A 23949-nucleotide genomic window follows, 5' to 3' on the forward strand; every position below is an offset into this window, starting at 1 on the left:
CCGGTACTCCGGTCAGACGGGGTGTGCGGAACCGTTCAGATTCTGGAGATATTCGGGCTGCTGAGTTCCGTGGAGAACGATACGACACAGGGGAAGAGATTCACTCCCGGAGAATCTTCTTCACAAACTTCTCTTCCTCATCCCTGGTCTTTAGATGGCCCCTGAGCTTTTCTTCAAGGAGCCTGTTGAGTATCTTCGAATAGACAGGTCCCGGCTGAACTTTCATGCCCTTGAGATCATCACCCTTAAGAATCGTCTTCACATTCCTCAGTTCCGTGAGATAATGGGATATGACCCGCTGTTTTTTCCTGTCCTTGCTGAGCGCCATAAGGAAAAGAACCGTTTCAAGCCCGAGTTTACTGAGGAGCTTGTATATTTCCACAGGATCATCCGGAGGGAACCTTCTCAGGATATCCTTCGCTTGGTTCATCCCCCTGAGAATCATATCCCTTGCCCTTGGCGGGGGTGATAACCGGCTGATTGTAGCCTTCAGATCCTCATCCTTCAATCCGGAAAGCAGCGCCATAAGATACAGGATCCCCTTATCAGGCTTTTCCTCAAGAAAAAGAAGCGTAAACCACGATATGGTTTCCTGCATCGACCTGAGGGTTAACTCGAGTGCATCGGTGAAGACAATGCCTGCATGTATGACCTTGAGGAGACCGTAATCAGAGAGTTTTTTCAGGGTCTTGATCGGCTCGGTCTCCTTGAAGGCAAGGAGCAGTTCCTCGTAAAGCCTCGGTCCCGAAAGCATATTGAACAGATTCATCTCAATCGCCGACTTAATGAGATTCTCCGTATGCTTGCTGATCTTGAACCCGAACCGCTCGGAAAATCTCACCGCCCTGAACGCCCTGGTGGGATCTTCGACAAAGCTGAGGTTATGAAGAACCCGTATCGCCTTTTCTCTGAGATCCCTCTGGCCGCCGAAAAAATCTATGAGCGTCCCGAACTCCCCCGGATTCAGTTTCACCGCAAGGGTATTAATGGTAAAGTCCCTCCGGTAAAGATCCTTTTTTATCGATGAGGTCTCAACCTTCGGGAGCGCCGCAGGAGATTCATAATATTCCGTTCTTGCGGTTGCCACATCAAGCTTGATTTCCTGTGCAAATACCTGTGCGGTTCCGAATTTCTGATGCGCCCTGACCTTTGCCTTCAGACGTTCGCCCAGCGTTCGTGCAAACACAATCCCCTCGCCCTCTATGACGATATCGATATCCAGGTTCTCTTCACCGCGCAAGAGATCCCGGACAGACCCTCCGACAAGATATGCATTGAACCCGAGTTCTCCGGCTATCTGCCCGGATTTTTTCAGGATGTCACACACTGCCGAAGGGAATTTTTCATTCAGCCAGGATGAGAGGTTTCTCCCGACTACCGGCTTTTCTCTCGTGAGCGTTTCCTCAATTTTTCTTCTCCTCAGGAATTCCTCGTAGAGCGTGCGCAGCAGGTCAGTCCTCGTGATTGCCCCGACGATCCTTCCGTTTTCGACAACGGGCATGAACCGCTGATTCTGCTCGATCATCAATGTCTCTATCTTTCTGATAGGCGTCTGCGGGTCTACGGTTATGGCGTCTGTCGTAGAAAAATCTATGGATCTGCTTTTCCCGAACCCGTGGAACAACGCCTTCTCCACAATCTCTCTCGATATCACCCCAAGATACTTGTTTTCTTCCAGAACCGGCAGTGCGTTGACGCCGTACCTGGTCATCATCGCCTCGGCTTCCCGTATGGGCACGTTCCACTGGATGCTGATGACCGGCTTGGTCATGATGTCTGAAGCGATCTTGCCCGGCTTCACATTCGCACCGAGTATGGCTGTCAGCCTCTCTTCTACAATCTCGAGCGACGCTTCTTTTATCGTGGCTGAGGCAGCGGTAGGATGTCCTCCACCACCGAATTCCACCATGACCCTCGATACATCAAGTTCGGGAACCTTGCTCCTTGCAACCATCAGTATCTTGCCTTCCATGCCAAGGAGCACAATCACTGCATCGATATCCTCCATGTCCATCATCCGGTGCGCAAGGTGCGCCGCATCCCCGAAATATTGTTCTCGCGATGCCTTTGCTATCTTGATCCTTATCCCCTGCATGACAACCTCCCGTGACGACTGAATCAGTTCGTTGAGGATGTCGAGTTCTTCCATGCTGAGTTCCATCTTCAGAAAACTTGACGCGATATTGAGATTTGCCCCTCTTTTGAGAAGATACGCAACCGCAAGGAGGTCGCGTTCCGTTGTCGAAGGGAAAAGAAGGCACCCTGTCTCCTCATAGATTCCCAGTGCAAGGATCGTGGCTTCCATGGGTGTGGGGTGCAGCCTTCTGTTTTTGAGTATCTCGGCAAATATGGTAGCAGTTGCCCCTACAGTCTCTATTTTTTCCACCTCGCCCCTGATATCGCCCTTACTGAAGGGATGGTGATCATAAATATGGATCTTGATTCTCTTGTCGGAAAGCAGTTCAGCAAAGGGTCCGATCCGTCCGGGCAGTTTTGTATCAACGAGAATCAGCCGCGTGATCTTAGAGAGATCAATGTCCTTAATACGCCTGATCGTCACGGGGTGGAATGCCTGCAGGAAGTCTCTCAGTTTTTTCTCCTGGGAACCGGGGAACACGATTTCGGCATCCCGGTAGATCTTCTTTGCTGCCACCATCGATGCAAGGGAATCGAAGTCAGCGTTGATATGGGAGGTGATTATGTCCACAGCATATTGTACCCTACATGATTCAGAAAACTCCCGCAATCATGCAGAATTTTCATGTTCCCGTGTTATTTGCTGACGAAGGGGACCGAAGACCGGCTGCCGATCGGCGCTATGGCATCCCGCACTTCCTTCATGAGAGGATCTTTCTGGGCATCTTTGATAATAACCGGCTTCTTGAACGAGAGCGCGGCCCTGATCTCAGGATATTTCTGGAGATCGATTCTCAAATGGGTTATATTCGGGTCCTCGAATGTGGAGACAATATCGGCATACCGCTGATTGTCGGGCTGATGCGCGGCAATCTCCTTCCGGAGGATCTTTTCGTTTTTCTTCATGAACCGGACTGAATACTCCGGCTTTTCACTGAAAAAAGATTTCAGGAATCTCAGGACTTCCCTGTCCTGTTCGAATATCAGGATGTCTTTCTGCCTTATCTTCTTATCAGTCGCCATATGCCGAAGACAGTCCTTTCTTATCTGACATTATATCAATTTTTCTTTTCAATGCCCTCATGAGGGATTTGCAGTTCATGGTATTCAGTATGTCCTTTTTCTCAAGCCACCCTCTCCTCGCAATCGCCACGCCGAATGTCATGTACTCAAACTGGCTGGTAGTATGGGTATCTGTGCTGATTACCATCTGCACCCCCTTTTCCTTCGCTGCCCTTGCATATGCATCATTCAGATCAAGCCTGAGGGGATAGGCGTTGATTTCAATGGCCGTGCGGGTTTCCCGCGCTGTCCTGATGATTTCGTGCATATCAATATCATAGGGGTCCCGCTCGCCGATCAGTCTGCCTGTCGGATGTGCAATGACAGATACATAAGGGTTTTTCATGGCAGACACCATCCTCCTGGTAAGCTGTTCCCGTTTCTGCCTGAACCCCGAGTGAATTGACGCAACCACGATATCCATTTCCCTAAGGATCTCATCAGGGAAATCCAGGCGCCCGTCGCTCCTGATATCCACCTCAATCCCTGACAGCAGCCTGAATCCGCGCAGCCTCCTGTTAAGGGCATCGATTTCCCTCTTCTCTTCCATCAGTCTTTCTTCACTCAGCCCGTGTGCAATGCCGAGCCCTTTCGAATGGTCGGTAATCGCGATATACTCATATCCCTTTTTTCTGGCAGCGTCTATCAGCTCGTCGAAATCATGGCTTCCGTCGCTTCTCTTTGTATGGACATGCAAATCTCCTCTGATATCCCCCGGGACGACGAGATCCGGCAATTTCCCGTCCAGGGCAGCCTCTATTTCACCCGAATCCTCTCTCAGTTCCGGCGGGATGAAAGGGATCCCGAGAATCCTGTAGATGTCTTTCTCATCTTTCCCGCCAAGCTTTTTATCGTCCTTTTCCCTGAAGACACCGTACTCGTTGATCTTCATTCCCGACTTCACCGCCATTTCTCTCAGCCGGATATTGTGCGCCTTGCTCCCGGTAAAATATGCAAGTGCTGCACCAAAGCTCTCCTCCTCAACAACCCTGAGGTCGACCTGAAGCCCCTCATCGAGGACAACGCTCGATTTCGTGGGTCCGCGCATCAGGACATCCTTCACATGCGGCATGCGGGCAAAAATTTTCATGACTGCGCCGGGATCGTGTGAAGTTGCCAGCAGGTCGATGTCTTTCACATTATCCTTCCATCGTCTGATGCTTCCCGCAATGCTGATCTTATTGACCGGCGCATTTTTTCTCAGATGATCCAGGATGTCATTGGCAAGGGGGAATACCTTTCCCAGAGGCTGCCGCTCCATGCCCCTCTTCAGCATCTCTATTCCTTTCAGAATATTCTCCTCTGTCTTCTCCTTGATCCCCGGCAGGCCGCTGAGCTTACGCTCTCTCGCATAGCATTCAAGGTCTTCCAGATTCCTGACCTTCAGCCTGTCAGCGAGAAGTTTTGCAGTCCTTGGTCCAATACCCGGCACGGAGAGGAGCGTACCGAGACCTTCGGGAACCTCTTTTTTCAGGTCTTCATACGAATGCATCCTGCCTGTCTGTACATACTCCAGTATCTTCGCGGCAAGATCCTTCCCGATACCCGGGACCTTCTGCAACGCATCCCCGGACATTCCGGCAACATCCTCTGCAAGAGTTTCGATATTCAGCGCCGCACGGCGGTAAGCCCTTATTCTGAAAGGATTGTCTCCTTCTATCTCGAGAAGGTCTGCAATTTCATTAAAGATCCGGGCAATTTCCTGATTCTTCATAAAAAAAGTATAGCAGAAAAAAGTATTCATTCCAGCAGCTCTTTTCCGTCATGCGGGTGCGCGCCGAATGGCGGGCAAATTATTGCTCCCTTCTCCGATGACACTTTTTCCGTATCCGTCATCAGCATGAACAGGGAACATGAGAGATTACGGGGATTGTGGTGGCATGAATGATCATACGCGGTGCGGCAAAGACACATGGAAGGGGACAGTGCGGGCCCACGGCATATACAAAAAAGGACAGCTTTTATATAATTAATACATACCATCATAGAAAGAACGGAGACCGTTTTGACAAAACATGCTGGAGCATACAAAAGTCAGAAGAGAAAGAAAGAACTCCTGCGTCAGCAAAAGCAGGAAAAGAAAAGGATGCGGCGTTTGAACAAAAATACCGGCAATCCGCAGGATCCCGGTATCAGCGAATCACAGGAAGATACCGAATCAGCAGAGAAACAGGAAGATACCGAATCAGTAGAGAAACAGGAAGAATAGAATATTTGGCATACCCTCTGTGCGGGTCTGCAGCATCCGGGCTCTCAGGCCCTCATTCATTGAAATATTCGGAATAGAGTTTTTTCGCACATTCAGCACATAATCCGTGACTGAATTCCGCATCGGTGTGTTCGCTGATATACGATTCGAGCTGTTGCCAGGAGCCCTTGTCATCGCGAATCTTTTTGCAGTATGAGCATATCGGGATTATCCCGTGCAATGTCCTGATTGTGGCCAGGGCTTTCTGCAGCCCGGCAATAAGCGTTTCCCTCTCCGCCTCCATCTGTTTCCGTTCAGCAATGTCTCTCTCTATGCTTATGATCATCTCGTTGGTGACATGTTTCAATGCCCGGATCAGCTCATTGTCCGATTCCCCGGATACCCGCGCGCTCAATTCTCCGTGTGATACCCTGTGCAGGACATCGAAATGTTCGGCCAACCCCATAGCAAACTCATGCGACTGATCCACAATCTCACCGATATTCTCCGCGGTCGAATTTACCATTTTTTTCAGTTTCTCGATCAGTTCGATACGGGAAGTTTCGTCCACCCTCACAGCCGGGTCCCCTGAAGCGATCTTCTTCAATGCCTCAAAAACCTCTGAAAGACTGAGAGCCAGTTCAAGGCTCATCTCCTCCATTTCCCTGTCCCGCGCTTCAACCAGCTGCCGGTATTCCCAGAGCTGATCCTTCACCACATGGAGGGTCTTCATCATCCCGGCCATATCCATGTTCGCTGCAAAGACCGTGCAGCTGATGCACATCTCTATCTTTTGGGTAAACTGTTCCTGGACACTGTTTCGGCACCGGGTTCCGGAAAACAGCCAGCACCTGAGATCCGCCGACCTGAAAGCCGGACATTCACTCTGCTCACAATGAAAAACCTCCCAGCATTTCAGCATCTCTCCCACTCCACCTTTCTCCCTGTTCCCTGTACGCCCATAATGGAAAGCCCCATAGTATTGAGTATAGCATTAGCCTGTCTCCCCATTGCACAATTTGTTGAGCAGGGATGGCAGACAGCGTGGCGGTGTTGCTCCGTTTTCCTGAAGCTCTTTTGACCGGCAGCAGAAACTGCACGGAGGCACCTATGGTATTATGTTGAAACGTATATCCTCTGCCTTCTGTGAAGGAGCATATTCAATGTTCTTGGCATCAGGTAACGGCATTGCTCTCAGAGCGCGTAAACGGTGAATGCGCGCATGTATTCCCTCGAAATACCCATCATGCAGGTACCCGAGTGGTCCGCGCTGATGCAGGAGTTCGACGATGCGAGCATTTATCAGACATGGTCGTGCGGGGCTGCCCTCTGGGGAGCGCAGCGCCTGAGCCATCTCGTGCTCCGCTGCGGGGAAGAAGTATTCGGGCTTGCGCAGGTTGCTGCCATTCAGGCTCCTCTCTTCCGTGCCGGGACCGCGCTTGTCTTCTGGGGTCCGCTCTGGCAAAGGCACGGGAAACCTCGTGATACAGAAATTTGCGCGGTCCTCATGGCCGCGCTCCGTGACGAGTTCGTGGAAAAACGCGGTATGCTGCTGAGGATAATCCCGCATGCACTGGGATTGTATGGAACAGACGTCCGTGCGGCAGCCGAAACCGCCGGGTTTCACTGGAAAGGCTGCATTTACCGGACCTATCTGCTTGATATCTCGCAACCGCCAGGTCAGATACGAACACACCTGCGGTCAAACTGGCGCAATCATCTGAAGCAGGCAGAACAGAAGCGCCTTACCGTCACCCGGGGAACAGGACTCGAGAGATATGATATCTTCTACGGCCTCTTTGCCGAGATGCAGAGACAAAAGCAGTTCACCGAATCGTCTTTTGATCCCGTCCGGCTGCGTGCGATTCAGCAAGACCTGCCGGACAGACTGAAGACACAGATATTTCTGTGCAGCAGGGACGAGGAGCCTGTGGCAGGTGCGGTCGTCTCTGCTGCCGGCGACACCGCGATTTTACTGCTCGCTGCGAGTTCCGGGGAGGGAAGGACACTAAAAGCTTCCTACTTCCTGCAGTGGAAAGTAATCGAGTGGCTCCAGTCGCAGGGGGTACGGTTTTATGATCTCGGGGGAACCAAACATGCAATCCCCGGGGTAAACCATTTCAAGGAGGGGCTTGGTGGGAAAGACGTCTGCCATGCAGGGCTGTTCGAACTATGCAGGAATACCGCAAGTTCCCTTTTTGACAGATCACTGGGGATAATGAGAAGCACCTTTGATGCCCGCTGAATTCCGTTTGAAGAAAGCCATCCGGTAGTGCGCTTCCCTGAGACCTGATATAATTCAATTGTGCAGCACTTCTCGCATCACTTCTCTGAGTTCACATGTGCGGAGTACTACAGAATTGCGCCGCCCTCTTTGTGTGTTCCTTTTTCTCCCCTTACTCTTCCAGATGCCGGTAGAACTCCTTCGGCCGGAGCTCCCTGAAATCACCGTGCAGGGAAAGATGTCTTCTCATGTCCATGCAGAGGTGGCACTTTGACAGATATCCTTCCGGGGATTCAAGGAAGCCATATCTCTGCGCAAAACGGAACAGCCCCCTGAAGTCATCATCCATGAGGAATCCCAGCACAGGATGCTGCGCGATATCGATCCCATCCTTCAGGAGGGCATCGAGTTCCCTGCAGTCGCCGAAGGAGATTCCCCCGCAAAACCCCGGGATATAATTTCCGTAGTTGTCGAAGTGGTTGTGCCAGCCCCGCAGGAAAGGCGTGATGCATCGTTCCTGAAAGAAATATTCAGCCTCATGTTCGGTGACCAAATCTCTGAGCACCTTTCTCAGTGAGTAGGGTGCGCGGCCCATGACAAAGAATTCCACATACCTGAGCAGGTCTTCCCTTCGTTCGAGCCTCAGATATTCCTCGAAAGGCACCGTGTCCTGTATTCCCCAGTCCCTGAACCGCCTGTAGTATTCAAGCTGATAGACCATTACGTTGCCGCCGAAGATATCGTGGCCGATGCGTATCGCCCTGTCCGTACGTGCGAACGGGACATACTCCAGGTAGAACGGATTTACCGAAATCATTATCCCTTTCATGCCTTTCTTCTTCAGGAGCTTCAGCTTCTCCCTTGTGGTGCGGTCATCCACGGCCCAGAAACAGTTTGTCTCCACAAAGGTCGAAGGAATGTTCAATGTGTCGGCCATTTCCACCGCCTGACACAGGAGTTCGAAGTTCAGAAACGGCTCACCCCCGGTGAAATGCAGGCCGTGGTTCAGGCCTGTAGCACGAGGGCCGTGTGTGCTTGAGATGATCCTGCCGGACAGTTGCCTGAGGATCTTTTCAAGGTCCTCAGGAGAAATCCAGTCTGCACTCCATTTCTGCGAACAGGCATAAATGCAGTGTCTGCATTCGGCGGAACACTTGTAGGAGAGGATCAGCCCTCCTGAGAACGGTTTCGGCACCTGCCTGATTGTCGCCATGATCTCCTATTATAGTGCAATGACGCTGGCAAAAAGAACGCGATTCAGGGCTGCGGATTGGAGAGCGCATCATGACTTTCAGAGGCGGCATTGCATCATCTGTTCCCTTTCTGTTGCATGCAATGATGATAATTTTATAGAATGAAACAGGCGCAACGAAGTATTTTACCCGTGAACCGCAGAGTATTCTGCTTTGCGGTTCTTTCTTTTTCGCGCTTTACGCGCCGAATACTAAAAAAATGAGGTGTTGAATGAAGACAAAGGAAGCAACATGGTACGTCGCATTCACGGGATTTCTTCTGGTACTGTTATTACTTGCCGGCGTATCCGGCGCGGCTGAAAAGACCAAAAAGGGAACCTCTCCGGTCGTCGCTGAAGGCAAGTCTGTAAAGGTGCACTATTCTCTGACAGTCGATGGCAAGGTCGTGGACAGTTCAAAGGGGCGCGAGCCGATTCAGTTCAAGCCTGGCACCCGCCAGATGATACCCGGGTTTGAGAAGGCGGTTATGGGCATGAAAGCAGGCCAGAAAAAATCCTTTCGCGTCAGCCCCGATGAAGGTTACGGGCGGGTGAATTTAAAACTGAAAAAAGACGTGCCGAAAAGCCAGCTGCCTGCTGATACCCCGCCGAAGGCAGGAATGACCATCTATGCACAAACAAAGAAAGGTCAGCGTATCCCCGGCAGGATTATGGAAGTGAAAAAAGATACGGTTGTCATAGACTTCAACCATCACCTTGCAGGCAAAACCCTTCACTTTGATGTTGAGGTAATCGAGGTCAAATAGGAGACACCGGGACAGTCATGTTACTGAAAATCGGCCATCGGGGAGCAAAAGCCTATGAAACCGAGAATACCCTTGAAAGCTTCTCAAAGGCGATTGAACTGGGTGCAAACGCGATCGAACTCGACGTGCGCATGTCCGCTGATGATCAGGTAATCGTCAGTCACGACGACAGCCTGAAAAAAGTCTACGCCAAAGATACTCTCATACGCGGTGCAACGCTGCAAGAACTGAAAGCACTTACCGGAGGCAGGATAGCCACTCTTCAGGAAGCCCTGCACGCCATCGGCAGGAAGGTCGAAAAGATCCTCGTGGAGCTCAAGGAATCAGGATATGAACACAAAGTGCTGGAGATTATCAGGCAAGAAGAACTTGAGGACAGGGTTATCCTCGTCTCGTTTCTTGGAGATGCGCTCGCACGTGTGCGGGCTCTTCACCCCACCATAGAAACCGGCCTGGTGTACAACAGACTCGGGAACCCCATTGAAGCCGCATTGAAGGTAAACGCCCGGTATCTTCTCCCTCTCTACCGGTTCGTGCACCGCAGAGACATCGCCAAGGCGCACAGGAGCAATCTGAAAGTGATCGTCTGGACTGTCAACAGCCGGGCAGAAGCGGAGAACTTTGCTGCAAAGGATGCTGACGGCATCGCCACTGACAAACCGGATATCTTTCAGGGTATTTCGTAGAACATACAGATGAAATCTCCCTCTGTCAGGACTGCATGGAACCCTCCCTGAAAGGATGCTGGAGAGGGGTACGGCGATATCTTTCCTGTTTTTTGCCTAAAATAACTACTCTTGATTGACAATCAAACCACTTTTTGAGATAGTTGTGTTAACATGGCATCCTCTGAGATAAAGAAAGTTCTCCAGGCAAGCGAGGAAAGATACAAGCGTCTCTTTGATATCATAGAGCAAAGACATTTCATCTTTTCTCGGGCTGCCGATGGCAGCTTCACCTATATCAGCCCCTCAGTGACCAGACTGCTCGGCTATTCACAGGAAAACTTCATGAATCATCTTTTGGAATACCTGACCGAAAATCCGCAGAACAGGGAAGGCATGGCGAAAATGCACCTCGGCCTGCAGGGGCAACGACAACCCCCGTTTGAGATAGAGATCTTCCACAAGGACGGGAGCAGGCAATGGCTGGAGGTAACCGCCGTTCCGGTGCGTGACACAAAAGAACAAGTAATCGCAGTCGAAGGAATCGCCCAGATCATTACCGAGCGGAAAATGGCGGAGGAAGAAGTCAGTACCAGGGTGAAGGAGCTTGAGGATTTCTACGATATCGCCATCGGCAGGGAACTGAGGGTGATACAGCTGAAAGAGGAAAATACAGAACTGAGAGAAGCCTTAACGCAACACAAACAGACGTAACGCGTTCCCCCGCAGTAATGGCGCCACATCTTTGAGGATTCCCGCATTTCCTGCACGCGCGGAGAAAGAACAGATCTTTCATGTGCACATCAGGGTTGAGTGGAAGATTTTTTTCTTGAACGGCTGTGGCCCGAGCGGCGCCTCTTCGCCTCCTGACGGGCATCACCGCTTCTGCCGGGGGTATCTCTCTGCGGTATTTCAGTCCCCTGTCGCGTCTGATGGCTCTTCTTGCGCGGCGACTGCCTTGCATGAGGCCGGAACTCTTTCTTGGCAGCCTGGACCGGCCTCCTGCGATATCCGCTTACAATCATCTCATCGGTCAGCGGCATCACCGGGATCTTCTGCCTGATATAGTCTTCAATGTCCGGCAGCGAATGCACGTATTCCTCACAGGCGAGGCTGATCGCCCTGCCACTGGCACCGGCCCTTGCTGTCCTGCCGATCCTGTGCACGTAATCCTCCGGGTCCTGGGGAAGATCATAATTGATCACATGCGTTACCCCTTCGATGTGAAGCCCCCTGCCTGCGACGTCAGTCGCCACAAGGACCTGCATCATGCCGCTCTTGAACTGTGAGAGCACTTTTATCCGCTTTTTCTGGGGGAGGTCGCCGGTAATGGCCGCCGCGGTCAAACCATTGGCATTCAGAAGTCCTTCAAGCCGCTCGGCCGCGGCCTTCGTGTTGCAGAAGATGAGATACCTGCCGCCTGGCTCGCGCCTCAGAATCCCGAGCAGGAGGCCAGGCTTTTCAGACATGCCGACATGATATATCTCCTGCTCTATCTGTTCAACCGTGAGGCTTTCCGGGGTCACAGAAAATTTTTCCGGCATATTCATGTGTTCGTAGCACAGTTCAAGCACCCTGTGTGACAGGGTTGCAGAAAAGAGCATGGACTGCCGCCTGTGATAGGGAGACATCCTCCTGAGCATAAACCGGAGGTCGCTGATAAACCCCATGTCGAACATGCGGTCTGCCTCATCGATCACCAGGAACTGGGTTTTTTTCAGGCTGTACACCCTTTGCTTCAGATAGTCGATCAGCCTTCCCGGGGTACCGATGAGCATGTCAACGCCTTTGGAAATCTCTTCGCGCTGCTTCAGATAGTCGATACCGCCGAACACGGAGAGAATTCTGAAATCCGCAAACCCGCCGAGCACTCTCGCCTCAGCCTCGATCTGGAGCACGAGCTCACGCGTGGGAGCGATGATCAGCGCCCGGGGGGAAAGTCCCTGCCCGGGAGATGGCAGACGCAGCATGCGGGAAAACAGGGCGATCAGAAAATTGGCGGTCTTGCCGGTGCCTGTTTGCGCCTGCACTGCGATGTCCTTCCCCCGCAGGGCCTCGGGCAGGGTGAGGGCCTGAACAGGGGTGCACTCAGTAAACCCTGCAGCCCGAATTCCCTGAAGGACCTGTTCGGGAATAGCAAGTTCTTCGAATTTCACTCCACTACTATACCTTAAGAGCCAAGGATTCATAAAGCGGACGGGCAGTATTTGTTACGATTATCTTACCCCGCATCACCCTGCATCACGGTGCATCCAGCATCGCACTGGTGAATGTCAGCAGACGCCAATGCCGGCACGCCTGAAAGGCCCCGGGGAATTATGCGCCGGATATTTGAAAAAAATCCCTGTTGGTGTTATTTTAAATAAATACTATGTAATATTTAAATATAACTACAAAAAGGAGCGTCATGATTACCACACTCGATGAGCTGAAAAAAGACAGGAAACTTATCAACGAAGTAGACTGGGACATGACACCGGAAATGGCGGTGCGGATGTATCTCGAATGGGGGAACATCTGGGCTCACGCGGACCGGAGACATGTGGTAAGGTCAAAAAGCGATTATTCGGTCTATTTTGTCGTGAACTGCTGGGACCGGCCCTATTATATTTACCTGATCAAAAGGAACTCAGAAGAAGCGGTCGAGCTTGCGAAGATTGAACTGCCGCCGCAGTTCGAAAACCCGGTCTGCAAGCTGAAGGGGATCTACGCGGTGGACGGCGACCTCAGGGACTGGCTGAAAAAAGAAGTGCAGGCTGATTAACGCGCGGCAGCATGCCGGCGTGTTCCTGATACCGCTTCGTTTCGGTTCTTTTCCATCGCAAAAAACGGGGCGTGGTTCGAGGTGAATACCGGCGGATCATGTTTCAATATCCCGGCAACCGCCGGGTGCTTCCTGAATTCATGCTCAAGAAACAGCCGTACACGTCTCCTGTCCCATCCATTCGGATGGACAAAGTCCGTATACAGGGAAAGGTCCCCCTCGGAGAACTTCATGGTCTCCACCCCATTGACAGGTTCCCCGCAGCGCGGCATATTGAAAATGGCGAGGTTCAGGAAATCAATGCAGGTGCGATGCTTCACGGTAAATGCAAGGGTTTTCCGGGCGCCTGCCTCTGTCTCCGGGGGCGTGCCGAAGATGAGATACACATACGTTGCGATCCCTGCGTGCTTCAGGCTTCTCAGGCAGTCTCCTGCGGTTCCTACATGTATGCCTTTCTGAAGCCTGTCGAGTACCCCCTGGTCCCCTGACTCAATGCCGAGCTTGAGCATGACGCATCCGGACCGCTTCAGCGCCATGCAGAAATCCGGATCAGCAAGCTCCGGACTGACACGCACGAACCCGTACCATGGAAATCCCCGGGTGCCGGAGGCGAGCGCACCGAGCAGCACAGGACTCATCGCATTGTCGAGAAAATGGACAAGCCGGGGATGTGTCTCTCCTGCAATGCCCTGTATGTCTTCGATCACCTGCTTCACCGGGACAGGCTGATACGGGGTGCCTTCCGCCTGCTCAGGACAAAATGTGCACCTGTGCCAGTAGCACCCTGAGGATGCGCTGTAGGGCAGAATGCCCCCCGGGGCAAGATACCTAGCGGGTTGAAGTGAGCGATACTCCGGCCTCCATGCCCTTTTCCGGGGTGCATGCATGCCGAGGATCGACAGGAGATCGTGTTCACCCGGACCTGAGACATAATAATCCACCATTCCCTGAAAAGGGTCTTTCCATGCCGGGTTTCTGACCCACGAGGTCACAAGCCCTCCCCCGAGAATGATTTTCACATCAGGAAACCTGCGTCTGAGAACGCCGATGAGCGAAAAGGCGCATAATGCCTGGCTCAGATAGTTCAGGGAAATGCCGGCATACGCGGGCTTTCTGCGTGAAAAGAGTGATTCAAGCCTCGCACGGAACCATGCATAGAAAGGACTGAGTTCGGGGTTTTCTGCCGCGGTCAGCAGGTCCGCACTCCGCAGAGGAGAGAGATTGTGATGCGCATAGTTTGCCAGCCCCACCCTGATCCCCGGTAGGGTGACTGCGGTGAGAGCCCTGCCGATATCACTGACCGCTCTCCTGTACCGTGCGATATTCTGATACAGCCCCGGGGTCTGCATGAGAGAAAGGTTTCGCTCGCGATTGCGGAGTGCCCTGCCCGTCCACACATCCCTGTCCTTTTCGCCGGACACCGGCAGCGAGAGGAGATGGAGAAGCCCTTCGATGTTTGCGTCCAGGAGAGCGTGCTCGATGCCGAGGCTTCCGAGCATACCTGAAAGCCGTGCGATGCCGGCAGGCGGTTCGCAGGGTTTTGCCACAGGGGGATGAATGAGCAGTATCAAGGCGCTATGTCAGATTACGTGTGAGGTGACACGGTATCATGAGGATAATTATAACAGGTTCGGAACGGGATTTTGTTCACGCTGCGAGCCCCGTGTAATCGGAGTTCTCATCAAAACCAGCCCATAGTATTCATACAATTGGGGAAAACGTCTGAGGATAGCGTATTTGCGCGGATTCTTTTGCTGATAGTCAAATACAATATACAAAAACAAAGAAGCAAAAGCCTTGTATGAAGGAACGACCGGGAATGAGCGAAAATATGCTATCCTCAGTGGAATCAGAAGAATTTACGAATACTATGGGATAGAAAAATACGCGGGAAGATATATAATGAGGGTAGATTCTCGGATATCTGCAGAACTTGCACAGGATGGCACAACGCATGCAGCACAATCTCTACAGACGCGGTGAAGAAATCGCCCATAGCGTTACCCACGGCATCGGGACAGTGCTGGCTGTCGCCGGGCTGATAATCCTCATTGTCTTTACCCCCTCATCCGGAAGCGCTCGCCAGATCCTCAGCTACAGCATCTTTGGTGCCGCGCTTATCCTCCTCTATGCGGCTTCGACCCTGTATCACGGGCTCACACATCCGTCGGCAAAAAAGGTGCTGAGGGTCATCGACCACTCGTCGATCTATCTCCTCATTGCAGGCACCTATACCCCTTTTACCCTGGTGAATTTGAAGGGTGCATGGGGATGGTCTCTGTTTGGGGTCGTGTGGGGGCTTGCGCTGCTCGGCATCATACTCCAGTTTACTCCCCTGCGGAGGCATTCCCTTATACGACTTGTGCTTTATCTCACGATGGGATGGACCGCGCTCGTGGCGATCAAACCCCTCGCCGCTTCACTGCCCATGAATGCACTCGCACTGATCGTGGCGGGAGGCATTGCGTATACCGTCGGCATTCTTTTTTATTTATGGCGCCGTCTGCCCTACCACCATGCGATCTGGCATCTCTTCGTGCTGTCCGGCAGCATCATGCATTATCTCGCGGTGCTCTTTTCGATGAACCGGGCCGGGGCGTAGCAGGGAAATTACCCGGTTTTTCTGAGTCTCGCAAAACGTGTCAGAAATCCGTTTCGCACCGCTTCTGCAGCAAAACCCCTCTGTGCGAACAATCCGGTCGTTTCCTGCATCTGGAGTTTCCCCACCTCTATGGTCGGCTCGTAGATCGAGAGAATACCCCCTGCCCTGACCGCCATGCTGATGACATCCGCAGCTTCTCTTTTCCTGTCCACCTCGTGGAAGCTGTAATAAAGGAGACAGACATCAGCAGCCTCTCTGAGCACAAGTGACGCGATATCTCCATGGATAATACTGACCAGTTCCCCGTACTGCCGGACTCGCCTGTACAGTTTTCTTATCATCTTTTCCTGCAGTTCCACCGCGTATACCTTCCTTGCACGCTGCGCAAGGGCTTCCGTCAGGAACCCGTTCCCCGCACCTACCTCGAGCACTACCGAATCCCCGGTGATCCCGGATTCGTCCAGTATTCTTTCCCTGTCGGTACACGCTTTTCTTATCGGATTGTAAAGGATAAACGACAGCCATGACGGGCAGACCATGCGATCCCCTTTCCCTGAAGAATAGTATACACAGATTGACCCTATCAAGAGAAACAGCTTTTGCATTCCGCACATCCTGTTGCGCAGGGTAAGGTATACTACCCGGAGTACCCGCGTGAGCCGGGAACGGTGCCCCGGGACTGTGCCCGGCGAAGGAGAGAAATACCGAGGGAAGGTGCGGTGCGGCAGATGACACAGGATCCTCAATCACTGATCAGGAAGGATGTGGTCATCATCGGTGCAGGGGCTGCAGGTCTGATGTGCGCCATGGAAGCCGGCAGGAGAAACCGTTCGGTCATCGTCCTTGAGCACATGAACAGAACAGGAAAAAAACTCCGGATCTCGGGAGGAGGACGGTGCAATTTCACCAACCTGCACCTGCAGCCCGGCAATTACCTCTCGAATAATCCCCACTTCTGCAAGTCCGCACTCGCCCGGTTCACCCCGCACGATTTCCTCGCCATGGTCGAACGTCACGGGATCGCGTACGCCGAGAAGGAAGACGGCCGGCTCTTTTGTGAAAGGTCTTCAGGGGATATCGTGAAGATGCTCCATGCGGAATGCCGGAATGCAGGGGTTGAGATTCGCCTGAACTGCAGGATAACCCGTATCTCGAAAGGCACCGTATTCTCCGTCCGGACACATTCCGGAAGGATTGAGGCAGGCACGCTGGTGATCGCCACAGGCGGGCTGTCGTATCCAGAACTCGGGGCAACAGACCTCGGGTTCCGCATCGCACAGAAGTTCGGCCTGAGGGTCACGGGGCTGAGGCCTGCGCTCGTCCCGCTCCTGTTCGGCACTCGCGACCTGAAGGCGTTCGGCGGGCTGAGCGGGATCTCCCTCGACGCGGCAGTAAAATGCAAAGGGAAACAGTTCCGTGACAATGTCCTTTTTACCCACCGGGGACTGAGCGGCCCTGCGATTCTGCAGATTTCCTCATACTGGGATTCCGGAGATGCAGTCTCTCTTGATCTGTTGCCAGACCTGGACGCCCATGCGCTTCTGGCAGGAATGCGCACGAGCAGGACAGAACTGAGCAACCTTCTCTCCGTATATCTCCCCAGAAGATTCATTCAGCAGTGGTGTACGGCACATGCGCCTTCAAGACCGGTATGCCAGTATTCTGAAAAAGAGCTCAGGGAAATTGCACATGCACTCCACCACTGGGAGATACGGTTTGCGCGCTCCGCCGGTTATGCAAAGGCAGAGGTCACTGCCGGAGGGATCGATACCGCAGAACTCTCCTCACAGACCATGGAATCAAAGAAGGTCCCGGGGCTTTTCTTTGCGGGCGAGGTCATCGATGTGACCGGACAGCTTGGCGGATACAACCTTCAGTGGGCATGGTCCTCAGGGTTTGCAGCAGGACAATATGCGTAACCCGAAGACCATCATCCTCGCTTCGGCGTCTCCGAGAAGGAGGGAGATCCTCCGCAGGACGGGCCTGAAGTTCAGCGTTGATGAGAGCAGTTACGAAGAAGCCGACCTTCCCGGCCTGAAGCCCCGCGCACTTGCGGAATTTCATGCCCTGCACAAAGCGAGGGACGTCGCCCGGAGGCACAGAAACGCCATCGTCCTCGCAGCGGATACCATTATCGTGCTGAAGGGTAGACGCTACGGAAAACCACGGGATACGGCACAGGCAGCAGAGATGCTGAAGGCCCTGAGCGGCAAGGCACATTCAGTCATCACGGGGTTCGCGATAATCGACACCGCAGACTCGCGGGAGCTGTCCGGGTCGGTCGAGACAAAGGTCTTTTTCAGGCGACTGACCAAGGATGAAATCACGGCATATGTGAACTCGGGAGAGCCACTCGATAAGGCGGGAGCCTACGGCATTCAGGGACTTGGCGGGGTGCTGGTCGAAAAAATCGAAGGGGATTTCTCCAATGTCGTGGGACTGCCGCTCAGCGCCGTTTCGGAAGGCCTGAAGAAGTTCGGGGTATCCGTGCTGCAAGTCCCGGCTTCCTGATTTGAAAAGTCAACAACGATGAATTGCAATAAAAAAGTCTACCCCCTGACATCTAGAAAATAAACTAAAGTCTTAGATAATAAGAATAACAAGAAATCTCTTTATTAGGATTCATTTCGAGCAACTGGCTCTTCCAAAAGGCATTAAAAAAATAAGGTGGATACCTTTGCGTGACGGTTATTCTCTGAATTCAAGACCAGCGAGAAAAAGTCAACAATGCGTATTTTCAGGTGGACTTTGCAAGATCACTTCCTCACAGAAGTCCACAATTTTTGATAACCTGTTAATTTTGTGTAGTTTTTTGGGAAATCTATAACTTGAAGATAATCTGATTTCTCAATATCTGAAAATAAATGTATAAGAATGCATATCAAGCTTAAGGATTATCCTCACGTTTCTTAAAATATTCAGCAATAGCTGTTTGAAGAGCTGTATCAACCTTAGATTCAAATAACTTTCCAGTGGAAGTTTTAACTCCGATAATGATAGTTCCCTTGGGAAAGTCCGATTTAAAATTGTCAAAGTTAAATTTAAAACGCCTCTCGGCGATGAAGTATTTAGCTTCCTCTCCATCTGATAATTTAATAGGTAAATCTGAAGAACCTTGATCAAATTCAGTCCTCTCCTGCTCATAGATTGTTTTCCTAGATTTCCAATATAGAGACAAAACATTAGCGGTTCTGTGACCGATATTGGTTATATATATCGCAATATAGTGAGTATCCCTCTCAAATTTACTTTTTTTAAAAAATGCGGCTATTTTAAGTTTAATTATACGGTCTCGCATTGCAAGATATAGAGATGTTATAACAGCTGCTATAGTTCCAATAGCAGACAGCCACGGTGCAAAGGTATTAATAAATTCCCACTGTGCTTCGGAAAGCCCTAAAAATGCATAAGAAATCTGAGCATCCATTGTTGGAGTTTATAGCACTATGAGATTATTAAGTCAAGGTCATAATATCAACAATGTCGTAATGTGAAAAACAGCGCGCATCTCAAGTGGTAATAGTTATCTCATCAGAGTATCTGTACACATTTGTGTGCAGATGTGTTACAAAGCCTCACTATTTGTCGAATATTTGTTGAAGAAATTTCTTGAGTTCATTCCAGGAACTGCTGTCTGCCTCTGCATCGTAGGCAACCGGAATGTTGAATTTCTTTCCATATGCATCAGCTTCCGGATTGGTGAAACTATGGAGTGCCCCAGGATATACAATAAAGCGAAAATCAACTCCGGCATTTTCCATTTCCTTTTTGAAAGCCTCAATCTGCTCCCCTGTGATGAATTTGTCATCGGCACCATGAAGAACAAGAATTTTGGCCTTAACATCTCCCTGCTTCGCAGGTGTTACTGCAACAAGACTCCCATGGAAGCTTGCGACTCCTCTCAGGTTGTCCACCCCTTGACGTGCCATATTGAGTACAATTCCTCCGCCAAAGCAATATCCTATCGCTGCGATCTTATCGGAATCTACCACAGGCTGTTTTTTGAAAAACTCCATAGCGGAAATAAAACGATCTTTTGCGGTACTGAAGTTCTTCATCAGTTCTGATGAAAACTTTCCCGCTTCATCAGGATGCTCTGCTTGTTTTCCGTCTCCATACATATCGATCGCCATTGCTGCATATCCCAGTTCTGCCAGCATACGGGCACGCTTCTGTGCATAGTCGTTCAATCCCCACCATTCATGCACAACCAGCACCCCTGGTCTCTTGCCTTTGATACCCCTGTCATATGCAAGATACCCTTTCATCGACACACCTTTTGTGCTATATTCCACTGTTGTTCCCTCGATATCCGGCTCAGCCTGCACAGAAGAGTCTGCGAGAAAGAATGTCAAAAACGTCATTATTGCTATCAGATAAAGATTTTTCATAATATCCTCCTTTACTTTCTCAGATAATTAAAGTTTATCAACATAGAGAGAGGGAGACAACCGGAATGCAACAAAATTCTAAGGAACTGGGGTCAGCCCTTGAATATTGACAAAGATAAATAAGAGGCAGGGCCAAATCTTCAATGGTTACATAAAAAGGGGACAGGTCTCCACTTATGACAAAGCAGATAAAACGAGAGGGCCATAGGAAAGCTGTGCCGAAACACATGTTTGTAACGGTAATTAAAATAGTCCATAGGCTGTCAGCAGTGTCGGCTTGCAGGTGAAACAACTTTTCAGAAATGTACCTCTTGTCCTTCTTCCTATCCCTCGAAATATCGCGGTGTCACTTTCTTGCGGCTGGCTATGCGCTGATACACCTCGTCTGAATACCCGAGGGCGATGACTGCGTGAATCTCCTCTTCCGCAGGGATTCCGATGGAGCGCTGGATCGAAGGGTCTCTTTTCATCGCAGCAACAGCGTATCCGATGAGGCAGGTACCGAGCCCCATGCTGTGGGCCGCGAGCAGGATATTTTGTGTCACAAGCAGCGCGTCCTCTACCGGACAGCTTGCGCCCGGTTTCGAGCCTACGAGAATCGCAGCCGGGCTTCCGTGAAACAGCCGGTCCTTGCCCGATCCGTGCCATTCTTCAAGCGTCTCCTTCACCTTGCGGTAATATCCCCGGTAATATGCATCGAGTTCTCCTTTGCCTATCACCCTGAGGAAGTTGCGGAGCAGGGTATTCTCCGCTGTGGCGTTCAGTTTCTCGAAAAAGGAGGCGACACGCTCTGCACATGCCTGCACCGCCTTCCGGTGAGGCAGTATGGTAAAGGTCCATGCCTGGCTGTTCGTTCCTGAAGGCGCGGTGATCCCGATCTTTACAAGGTCTTCAAGTATTTCTCTTGCCACGGGCCGGTCAGTGAAGCGACGGCAGGAGCGGCGCGAGGCCATAAGCTGCACTAATAGTGGTGTATTGTACTCCCCGGGCGGGAGCCACCGCGTTTCTGCAGTGAATGTCTGATACTTTGACATCTCAGGGTCGGTCTCGCGCACGCGGATCGCCTGCACGGGACATACTGCTTCGCAATGTCCGCAAAAGATCGAATCCCTTCCCGAAGTAGTCGCTTTTTCATCTCTGAGCGAAAGCGTGCCTGTCGGGCACACGTCGATGCACAGGCCGCAGCCGTTGCAAAGATCTTTGTCGATCTCTATTCCATTTCGTTCCATGAGGTCTCCTTAAAAAATCGATACAGTAGAATATGATACCATTGCCGTTCAAACTTGATATAATGATGCTTTGGTATTGAACCGGTTGACCCCTGCGTTGCACCGCATGCGGGAATACAGACAAGGAGATAAGAGTGCAATGAAAATATCAGTGATCCTTGCCCACCCTCACAAGAGAAGCTTTAACCATGCCATAGCAACAACTGCCGTGGAACTGCTCACGCAGAGCGGACATGAAATCTTTTTCCATGATTTATATGAAGAGAAATTTGATCCGGTATTACCAACAGACGAAATACCGAGAGATGTTCCTTTGCCGTCTGAAATAGAGAGACACTGCAGGGAAATTGCAGAAGCCGAGGGAGTCGTGATTATTCATCCGAACTGGTGGGGACAGCCGCCCGCAATTCTCAAAGGGTGGATAGACAGGGTTATGCGTCCTGGAGTCGCATATGAATTTATCGGAGACGACAAAGGAGAGGGAGTCCCCTGCGGGTTATTGAAAATAAAAACAGCTGTTGTATTTAATACTTCCAATACAGCAACAGAAAGAGAGAAGACAGTATTCGGGGATCCGTTGGAAGTTCTATGGAAAAACTGTATTTTCGGCCTGTGTGGAGTCAAGAGCTTTTATCGCAGAATGTTTAATATTGTCGTTATCAGCTCTGAAGAACAAAGGAAAGGGTGGTTGCAGGAAGTCAGAGACACACTTGGTCAGCATTTCCCCTCCTGACAACAGCATAGTTCAGGCGGTATTCATCGGTCATCGTACTACAATGAAGGGGGCAAGCTGTTTTGTGCAGTGCAGCGCCTTTGGGCAACTTCCTTTGTAAATCATGCAGATTTTACCCCGGCAATCTCCCTTTATTCCCTTCCGTACGCACAGTGAGCCATCTGTTTTCCTGTGCTATACTTATAGCAAGCAAATGATTAACTATCTCTTTTTCAAAACCTTTCACACAGTTTGAGGTGGAGCCTGTGGGATTCTATAATGACAGACGGCTTTTCAGACGGTACCGGCAGACGACGGATTTCTATGTAATCATCGATGCCAATTACTACAAGGCAGCCACTGTCGATTTCTCTCTCAGCGGCCTCTGCATTTTTATCGAAGGAACTCCTCCCCTGCGCCCCAATTCCTTCATTGATCTGAAAATCGAGGGACTGGATATCGATATACGGGGCAGGGTGATATGGGTTCAGCAGACAGACCAGAACCTTCTCGTCGGCATCGAAAAGATGGCGATCGCCGGTCTTCTCAGGATATGCCCCCTTTCGCATATCCTTCTCGATCTGCAGAGAAGCAATGTGACCGGTGTTCTCGAGATGGAAAAGCGCCCTGTCCTGAAACGCATTTACATAAAACACGGGGTGATGGTATTCGCTGCCTCGAATCAGCATGAGGACCGCTTTGGTGAACTGCTTCTGAAGAGGGGAAGGATAACCTCTGATCAGCTTCACCAGGCAGCAGTCCTGCTTTCTTCATCCGGGAAGCGCCTCGGAACAATTCTCGTTGAACTCGGCTACCTGAAACCCGACGAGCTCGTAAGGGCACTGAAGTATCAGGTCGAGGAGATCATCCTGAGTCTTTTCAGATGGCAGGAAGGGACAGTACGGTTCCTTGCGGGACCGTTGCCGGATGAGATTATCACATTCAGGCTGAGCGCGGCCAATCTCATTTTTCAGGGGATCAAAAGAATAACCCAGCCGGAATATTTCAGGAATATCTGCCCTCCGCCTGACACCATTCTGTACTTCTCGAACGACCCCCTGAACCTTTTCCAGGACGTCAGTCTTTCAGAAGAGGACAGATATGTGCTCTCCCTGCTGGATGCAAGGCTGACCCTAAAGGAAATCATTGATCTCTCTTCGCTGGAAAAGTCCAGGACAATAAAGATCATCAGTGCATTGTTCAGTATCAGCATGATAGAGAAGAAAGGGGAAAAAATACTTGCCGACAGGACTATTGTAAAAACAATAAGTGAACCGCAAAAAGCGGTTGACTCTGCCTTTCTGGAAAATGTCAGCGATCTGTGCAGAAAATTTCCCTCAATGGATTACTACAGCATCCTCGGGATCAGTAGCGGGGCATCACTCAAGCAGATACGGAAGGCCTACTATGCGATGGTAAAGGAATTTCATCCCGACAGGCATATCAGTGCAAGTTCCGGGATGCTGAAAAGCAGATTGAATGAAATATTATCCCATGTCATTAACGCGTACAGGACTCTGTCGGATTCAGAGCTGAGGGCGCACTATGATGATACGCTGAAGGTCCGCCGGCCTCCCGAGGCTCCGGACGTGACAAAGAAAGCCGTTACCGCGCGTGAACGTTTCATCCAGGGCAAAGAGGCATTGAAAAATGGCCTGTATGAGGATGCGGCAGAATTTCTGGGACAGGCCGTATATCTTGACAGTTCTATGGCAGAGTATCATAGCTGCCTCGCGATCGCATACCGAAAGCTGAAGAGACTGCGTGATGCGCAGAAAGAGATGCAGAAGGCTCTTGAAATCGATCAGACCGTCGCAGACTATTATGCAGAGATCGGGGAAATTTACCTCGAACTCGGGCTGCCCTTAAGGGCAAGGGCATCTTTTGAGAAGGCGCTGAAGACAGATCCGTCGCACAAAAGGGCGGCTGACAGGCTCAAGATGCTGGATACCGGGAAACATGGATGAGAAAAGACATT

The 23949-nt window shown here is 51.1% G+C and carries 22 protein-coding genes; 11 read left to right on the forward strand and 11 right to left on the reverse strand.

The features are described 5' to 3' along the window. Window positions 1–100: 100 nt before the first annotated feature. The 3 genes from AB1552_01885 to polX form a co-directional block, all read right to left on the reverse strand. Window positions 101–2707, reverse strand: coding sequence for a CBS domain-containing protein (locus tag AB1552_01885; GenBank protein ID MEW6052525.1), 2607 nt, complete (start codon window positions 2705–2707; stop codon window positions 101–103). A gap of 65 nt (window positions 2708–2772) precedes the next feature. After that, complete coding sequence (locus AB1552_01890) at window positions 2773–3159, reverse strand: hypothetical protein (protein ID MEW6052526.1); 387 nt, start codon at window positions 3157–3159, stop codon at window positions 2773–2775. Next, window positions 3149–4942 carry a DNA polymerase/3'-5' exonuclease PolX gene (gene polX, locus AB1552_01895; protein MEW6052527.1) on the reverse strand — a complete coding sequence of 598 codons (1794 nt, stop codon included), beginning with the start codon at window positions 4940–4942 and terminating at the stop codon, window positions 3149–3151. Before polX ends, AB1552_01890 begins: the two co-directional genes overlap by 11 nt. A gap of 261 nt (window positions 4943–5203) precedes the next feature. Here polX and AB1552_01900 point away from each other — a divergent pair, with 261 nt between their 5' ends. Then, entirely contained in the window at window positions 5204–5407 is a 204-nt protein-coding gene (locus AB1552_01900) for a hypothetical protein (protein MEW6052528.1), read from the forward strand. 52 nt (window positions 5408–5459) lie between these two features. Here the strand turns inward: AB1552_01900 and AB1552_01905 are convergent, their stop codons facing one another. After that, window positions 5460–6308 carry a hypothetical protein gene (locus AB1552_01905; GenBank protein ID MEW6052529.1) on the reverse strand — a complete coding sequence of 283 codons (849 nt, stop codon included), beginning with the start codon at window positions 6306–6308 and terminating at the stop codon, window positions 5460–5462. Window positions 6309–6608: 300 nt separating this feature from the next. Between AB1552_01905 and AB1552_01910 the strand changes: the two genes are divergently transcribed. Continuing rightward, on the forward strand, window positions 6609–7631 hold the full coding sequence (locus AB1552_01910) for a GNAT family N-acetyltransferase (protein ID MEW6052530.1): 1023 nt from the start codon (window positions 6609–6611) through the stop codon (window positions 7629–7631). 151 nt (window positions 7632–7782) lie between these two features. Here AB1552_01910 and AB1552_01915 read toward each other — a convergent pair whose 3' ends face one another. Continuing rightward, a complete protein-coding gene (locus AB1552_01915; GenBank protein MEW6052531.1) occupies window positions 7783–8823 on the reverse strand; it encodes a radical SAM protein in 1041 nt (346 codons plus the stop codon). A gap of 251 nt (window positions 8824–9074) precedes the next feature. Between AB1552_01915 and AB1552_01920 the strand changes: the two genes are divergently transcribed. From AB1552_01920 to AB1552_01930, 3 genes are all read left to right on the forward strand, one after another. Further along, on the forward strand, window positions 9075–9608 hold the full coding sequence (locus AB1552_01920; protein ID MEW6052532.1) for a peptidylprolyl isomerase: 534 nt from the start codon (window positions 9075–9077) through the stop codon (window positions 9606–9608). Window positions 9609–9625: 17 nt separating this feature from the next. Next, a complete protein-coding gene (locus AB1552_01925; GenBank protein ID MEW6052533.1) occupies window positions 9626–10294 on the forward strand; it encodes a glycerophosphodiester phosphodiesterase in 669 nt (222 codons plus the stop codon). Window positions 10295–10447: 153 nt separating this feature from the next. Then, on the forward strand, window positions 10448–10987 hold the full coding sequence (locus tag AB1552_01930) for a PAS domain S-box protein (protein MEW6052534.1): 540 nt from the start codon (window positions 10448–10450) through the stop codon (window positions 10985–10987). Between the two features lie 89 nt (window positions 10988–11076). On the opposite strand, the gene AB1552_01935 is transcribed toward AB1552_01930, so the two are convergent. After that, entirely contained in the window at window positions 11077–12429 is a 1353-nt protein-coding gene (locus tag AB1552_01935) for a DEAD/DEAH box helicase (GenBank protein MEW6052535.1), read from the reverse strand. Window positions 12430–12680: 251 nt separating this feature from the next. Here AB1552_01935 and AB1552_01940 point away from each other — a divergent pair, with 251 nt between their 5' ends. After that, on the forward strand, window positions 12681–13037 hold the full coding sequence (locus AB1552_01940; GenBank protein ID MEW6052536.1) for a DVU0772 family protein: 357 nt from the start codon (window positions 12681–12683) through the stop codon (window positions 13035–13037). Here AB1552_01940 and AB1552_01945 read toward each other — a convergent pair. After that, window positions 13034–14605: a radical SAM protein gene (locus AB1552_01945; GenBank protein MEW6052537.1), complete on the reverse strand. Its 1572-nt coding sequence runs from the start codon at window positions 14603–14605 to the stop codon at window positions 13034–13036. The genes AB1552_01940 and AB1552_01945 overlap by 4 nt on opposite strands. Window positions 14606–14991: 386 nt before the next feature. Here AB1552_01945 and AB1552_01950 point away from each other — a divergent pair, with 386 nt between their 5' ends. After that, complete coding sequence (locus AB1552_01950; GenBank protein MEW6052538.1) at window positions 14992–15639, forward strand: hemolysin III family protein; 648 nt, start codon at window positions 14992–14994, stop codon at window positions 15637–15639. Between the two features lie 8 nt (window positions 15640–15647). On the opposite strand, the gene AB1552_01955 is transcribed toward AB1552_01950, so the two are convergent. Next, window positions 15648–16244 (reverse strand): methyltransferase domain-containing protein, encoded by a 597-nt coding sequence (locus AB1552_01955; GenBank protein ID MEW6052539.1) that lies wholly within the window; start codon window positions 16242–16244, stop codon window positions 15648–15650. A gap of 123 nt (window positions 16245–16367) precedes the next feature. On the opposite strand from AB1552_01955, the gene AB1552_01960 reads away from it, so the two are divergent. Continuing rightward, entirely contained in the window at window positions 16368–17558 is a 1191-nt protein-coding gene (locus tag AB1552_01960) for an NAD(P)/FAD-dependent oxidoreductase (GenBank protein MEW6052540.1), read from the forward strand. Beyond that, entirely contained in the window at window positions 17551–18150 is a 600-nt protein-coding gene (locus tag AB1552_01965) for a Maf family protein (GenBank protein MEW6052541.1), read from the forward strand. The genes AB1552_01960 and AB1552_01965 overlap by 8 nt, the downstream gene beginning before the upstream one ends. A gap of 376 nt (window positions 18151–18526) precedes the next feature. On the opposite strand, the gene AB1552_01970 is transcribed toward AB1552_01965, so the two are convergent. The 3 genes from AB1552_01970 to AB1552_01980 form a co-directional block, all read right to left on the reverse strand. After that, window positions 18527–19066 carry a hypothetical protein gene (locus AB1552_01970; protein MEW6052542.1) on the reverse strand — a complete coding sequence of 180 codons (540 nt, stop codon included), beginning with the start codon at window positions 19064–19066 and terminating at the stop codon, window positions 18527–18529. 151 nt (window positions 19067–19217) lie between these two features. Then, window positions 19218–20030, reverse strand: coding sequence for a dienelactone hydrolase family protein (locus AB1552_01975; protein MEW6052543.1), 813 nt, complete (start codon window positions 20028–20030; stop codon window positions 19218–19220). A 323-nt stretch (window positions 20031–20353) separates the two neighbouring features. Beyond that, window positions 20354–21259: a nitroreductase family protein gene (locus tag AB1552_01980; GenBank protein MEW6052544.1), complete on the reverse strand. Its 906-nt coding sequence runs from the start codon at window positions 21257–21259 to the stop codon at window positions 20354–20356. A 139-nt stretch (window positions 21260–21398) separates the two neighbouring features. On the opposite strand from AB1552_01980, the gene AB1552_01985 reads away from it, so the two are divergent. Next, window positions 21399–21992, forward strand: coding sequence for an NAD(P)H-dependent oxidoreductase (locus tag AB1552_01985; GenBank protein MEW6052545.1), 594 nt, complete (start codon window positions 21399–21401; stop codon window positions 21990–21992). Window positions 21993–22237: 245 nt separating this feature from the next. Further along, window positions 22238–23938 (forward strand): DUF4388 domain-containing protein, encoded by a 1701-nt coding sequence (locus AB1552_01990; GenBank protein MEW6052546.1) that lies wholly within the window; start codon window positions 22238–22240, stop codon window positions 23936–23938. The last annotated feature ends 11 nt before the right edge of the window (window positions 23939–23949 follow it).

This window comes from Nitrospirota bacterium (genome assembly GCA_040754395.1).
Classification (GTDB): Bacteria; Nitrospirota; Thermodesulfovibrionia; order Thermodesulfovibrionales; family SM23-35; genus JBFMCL01.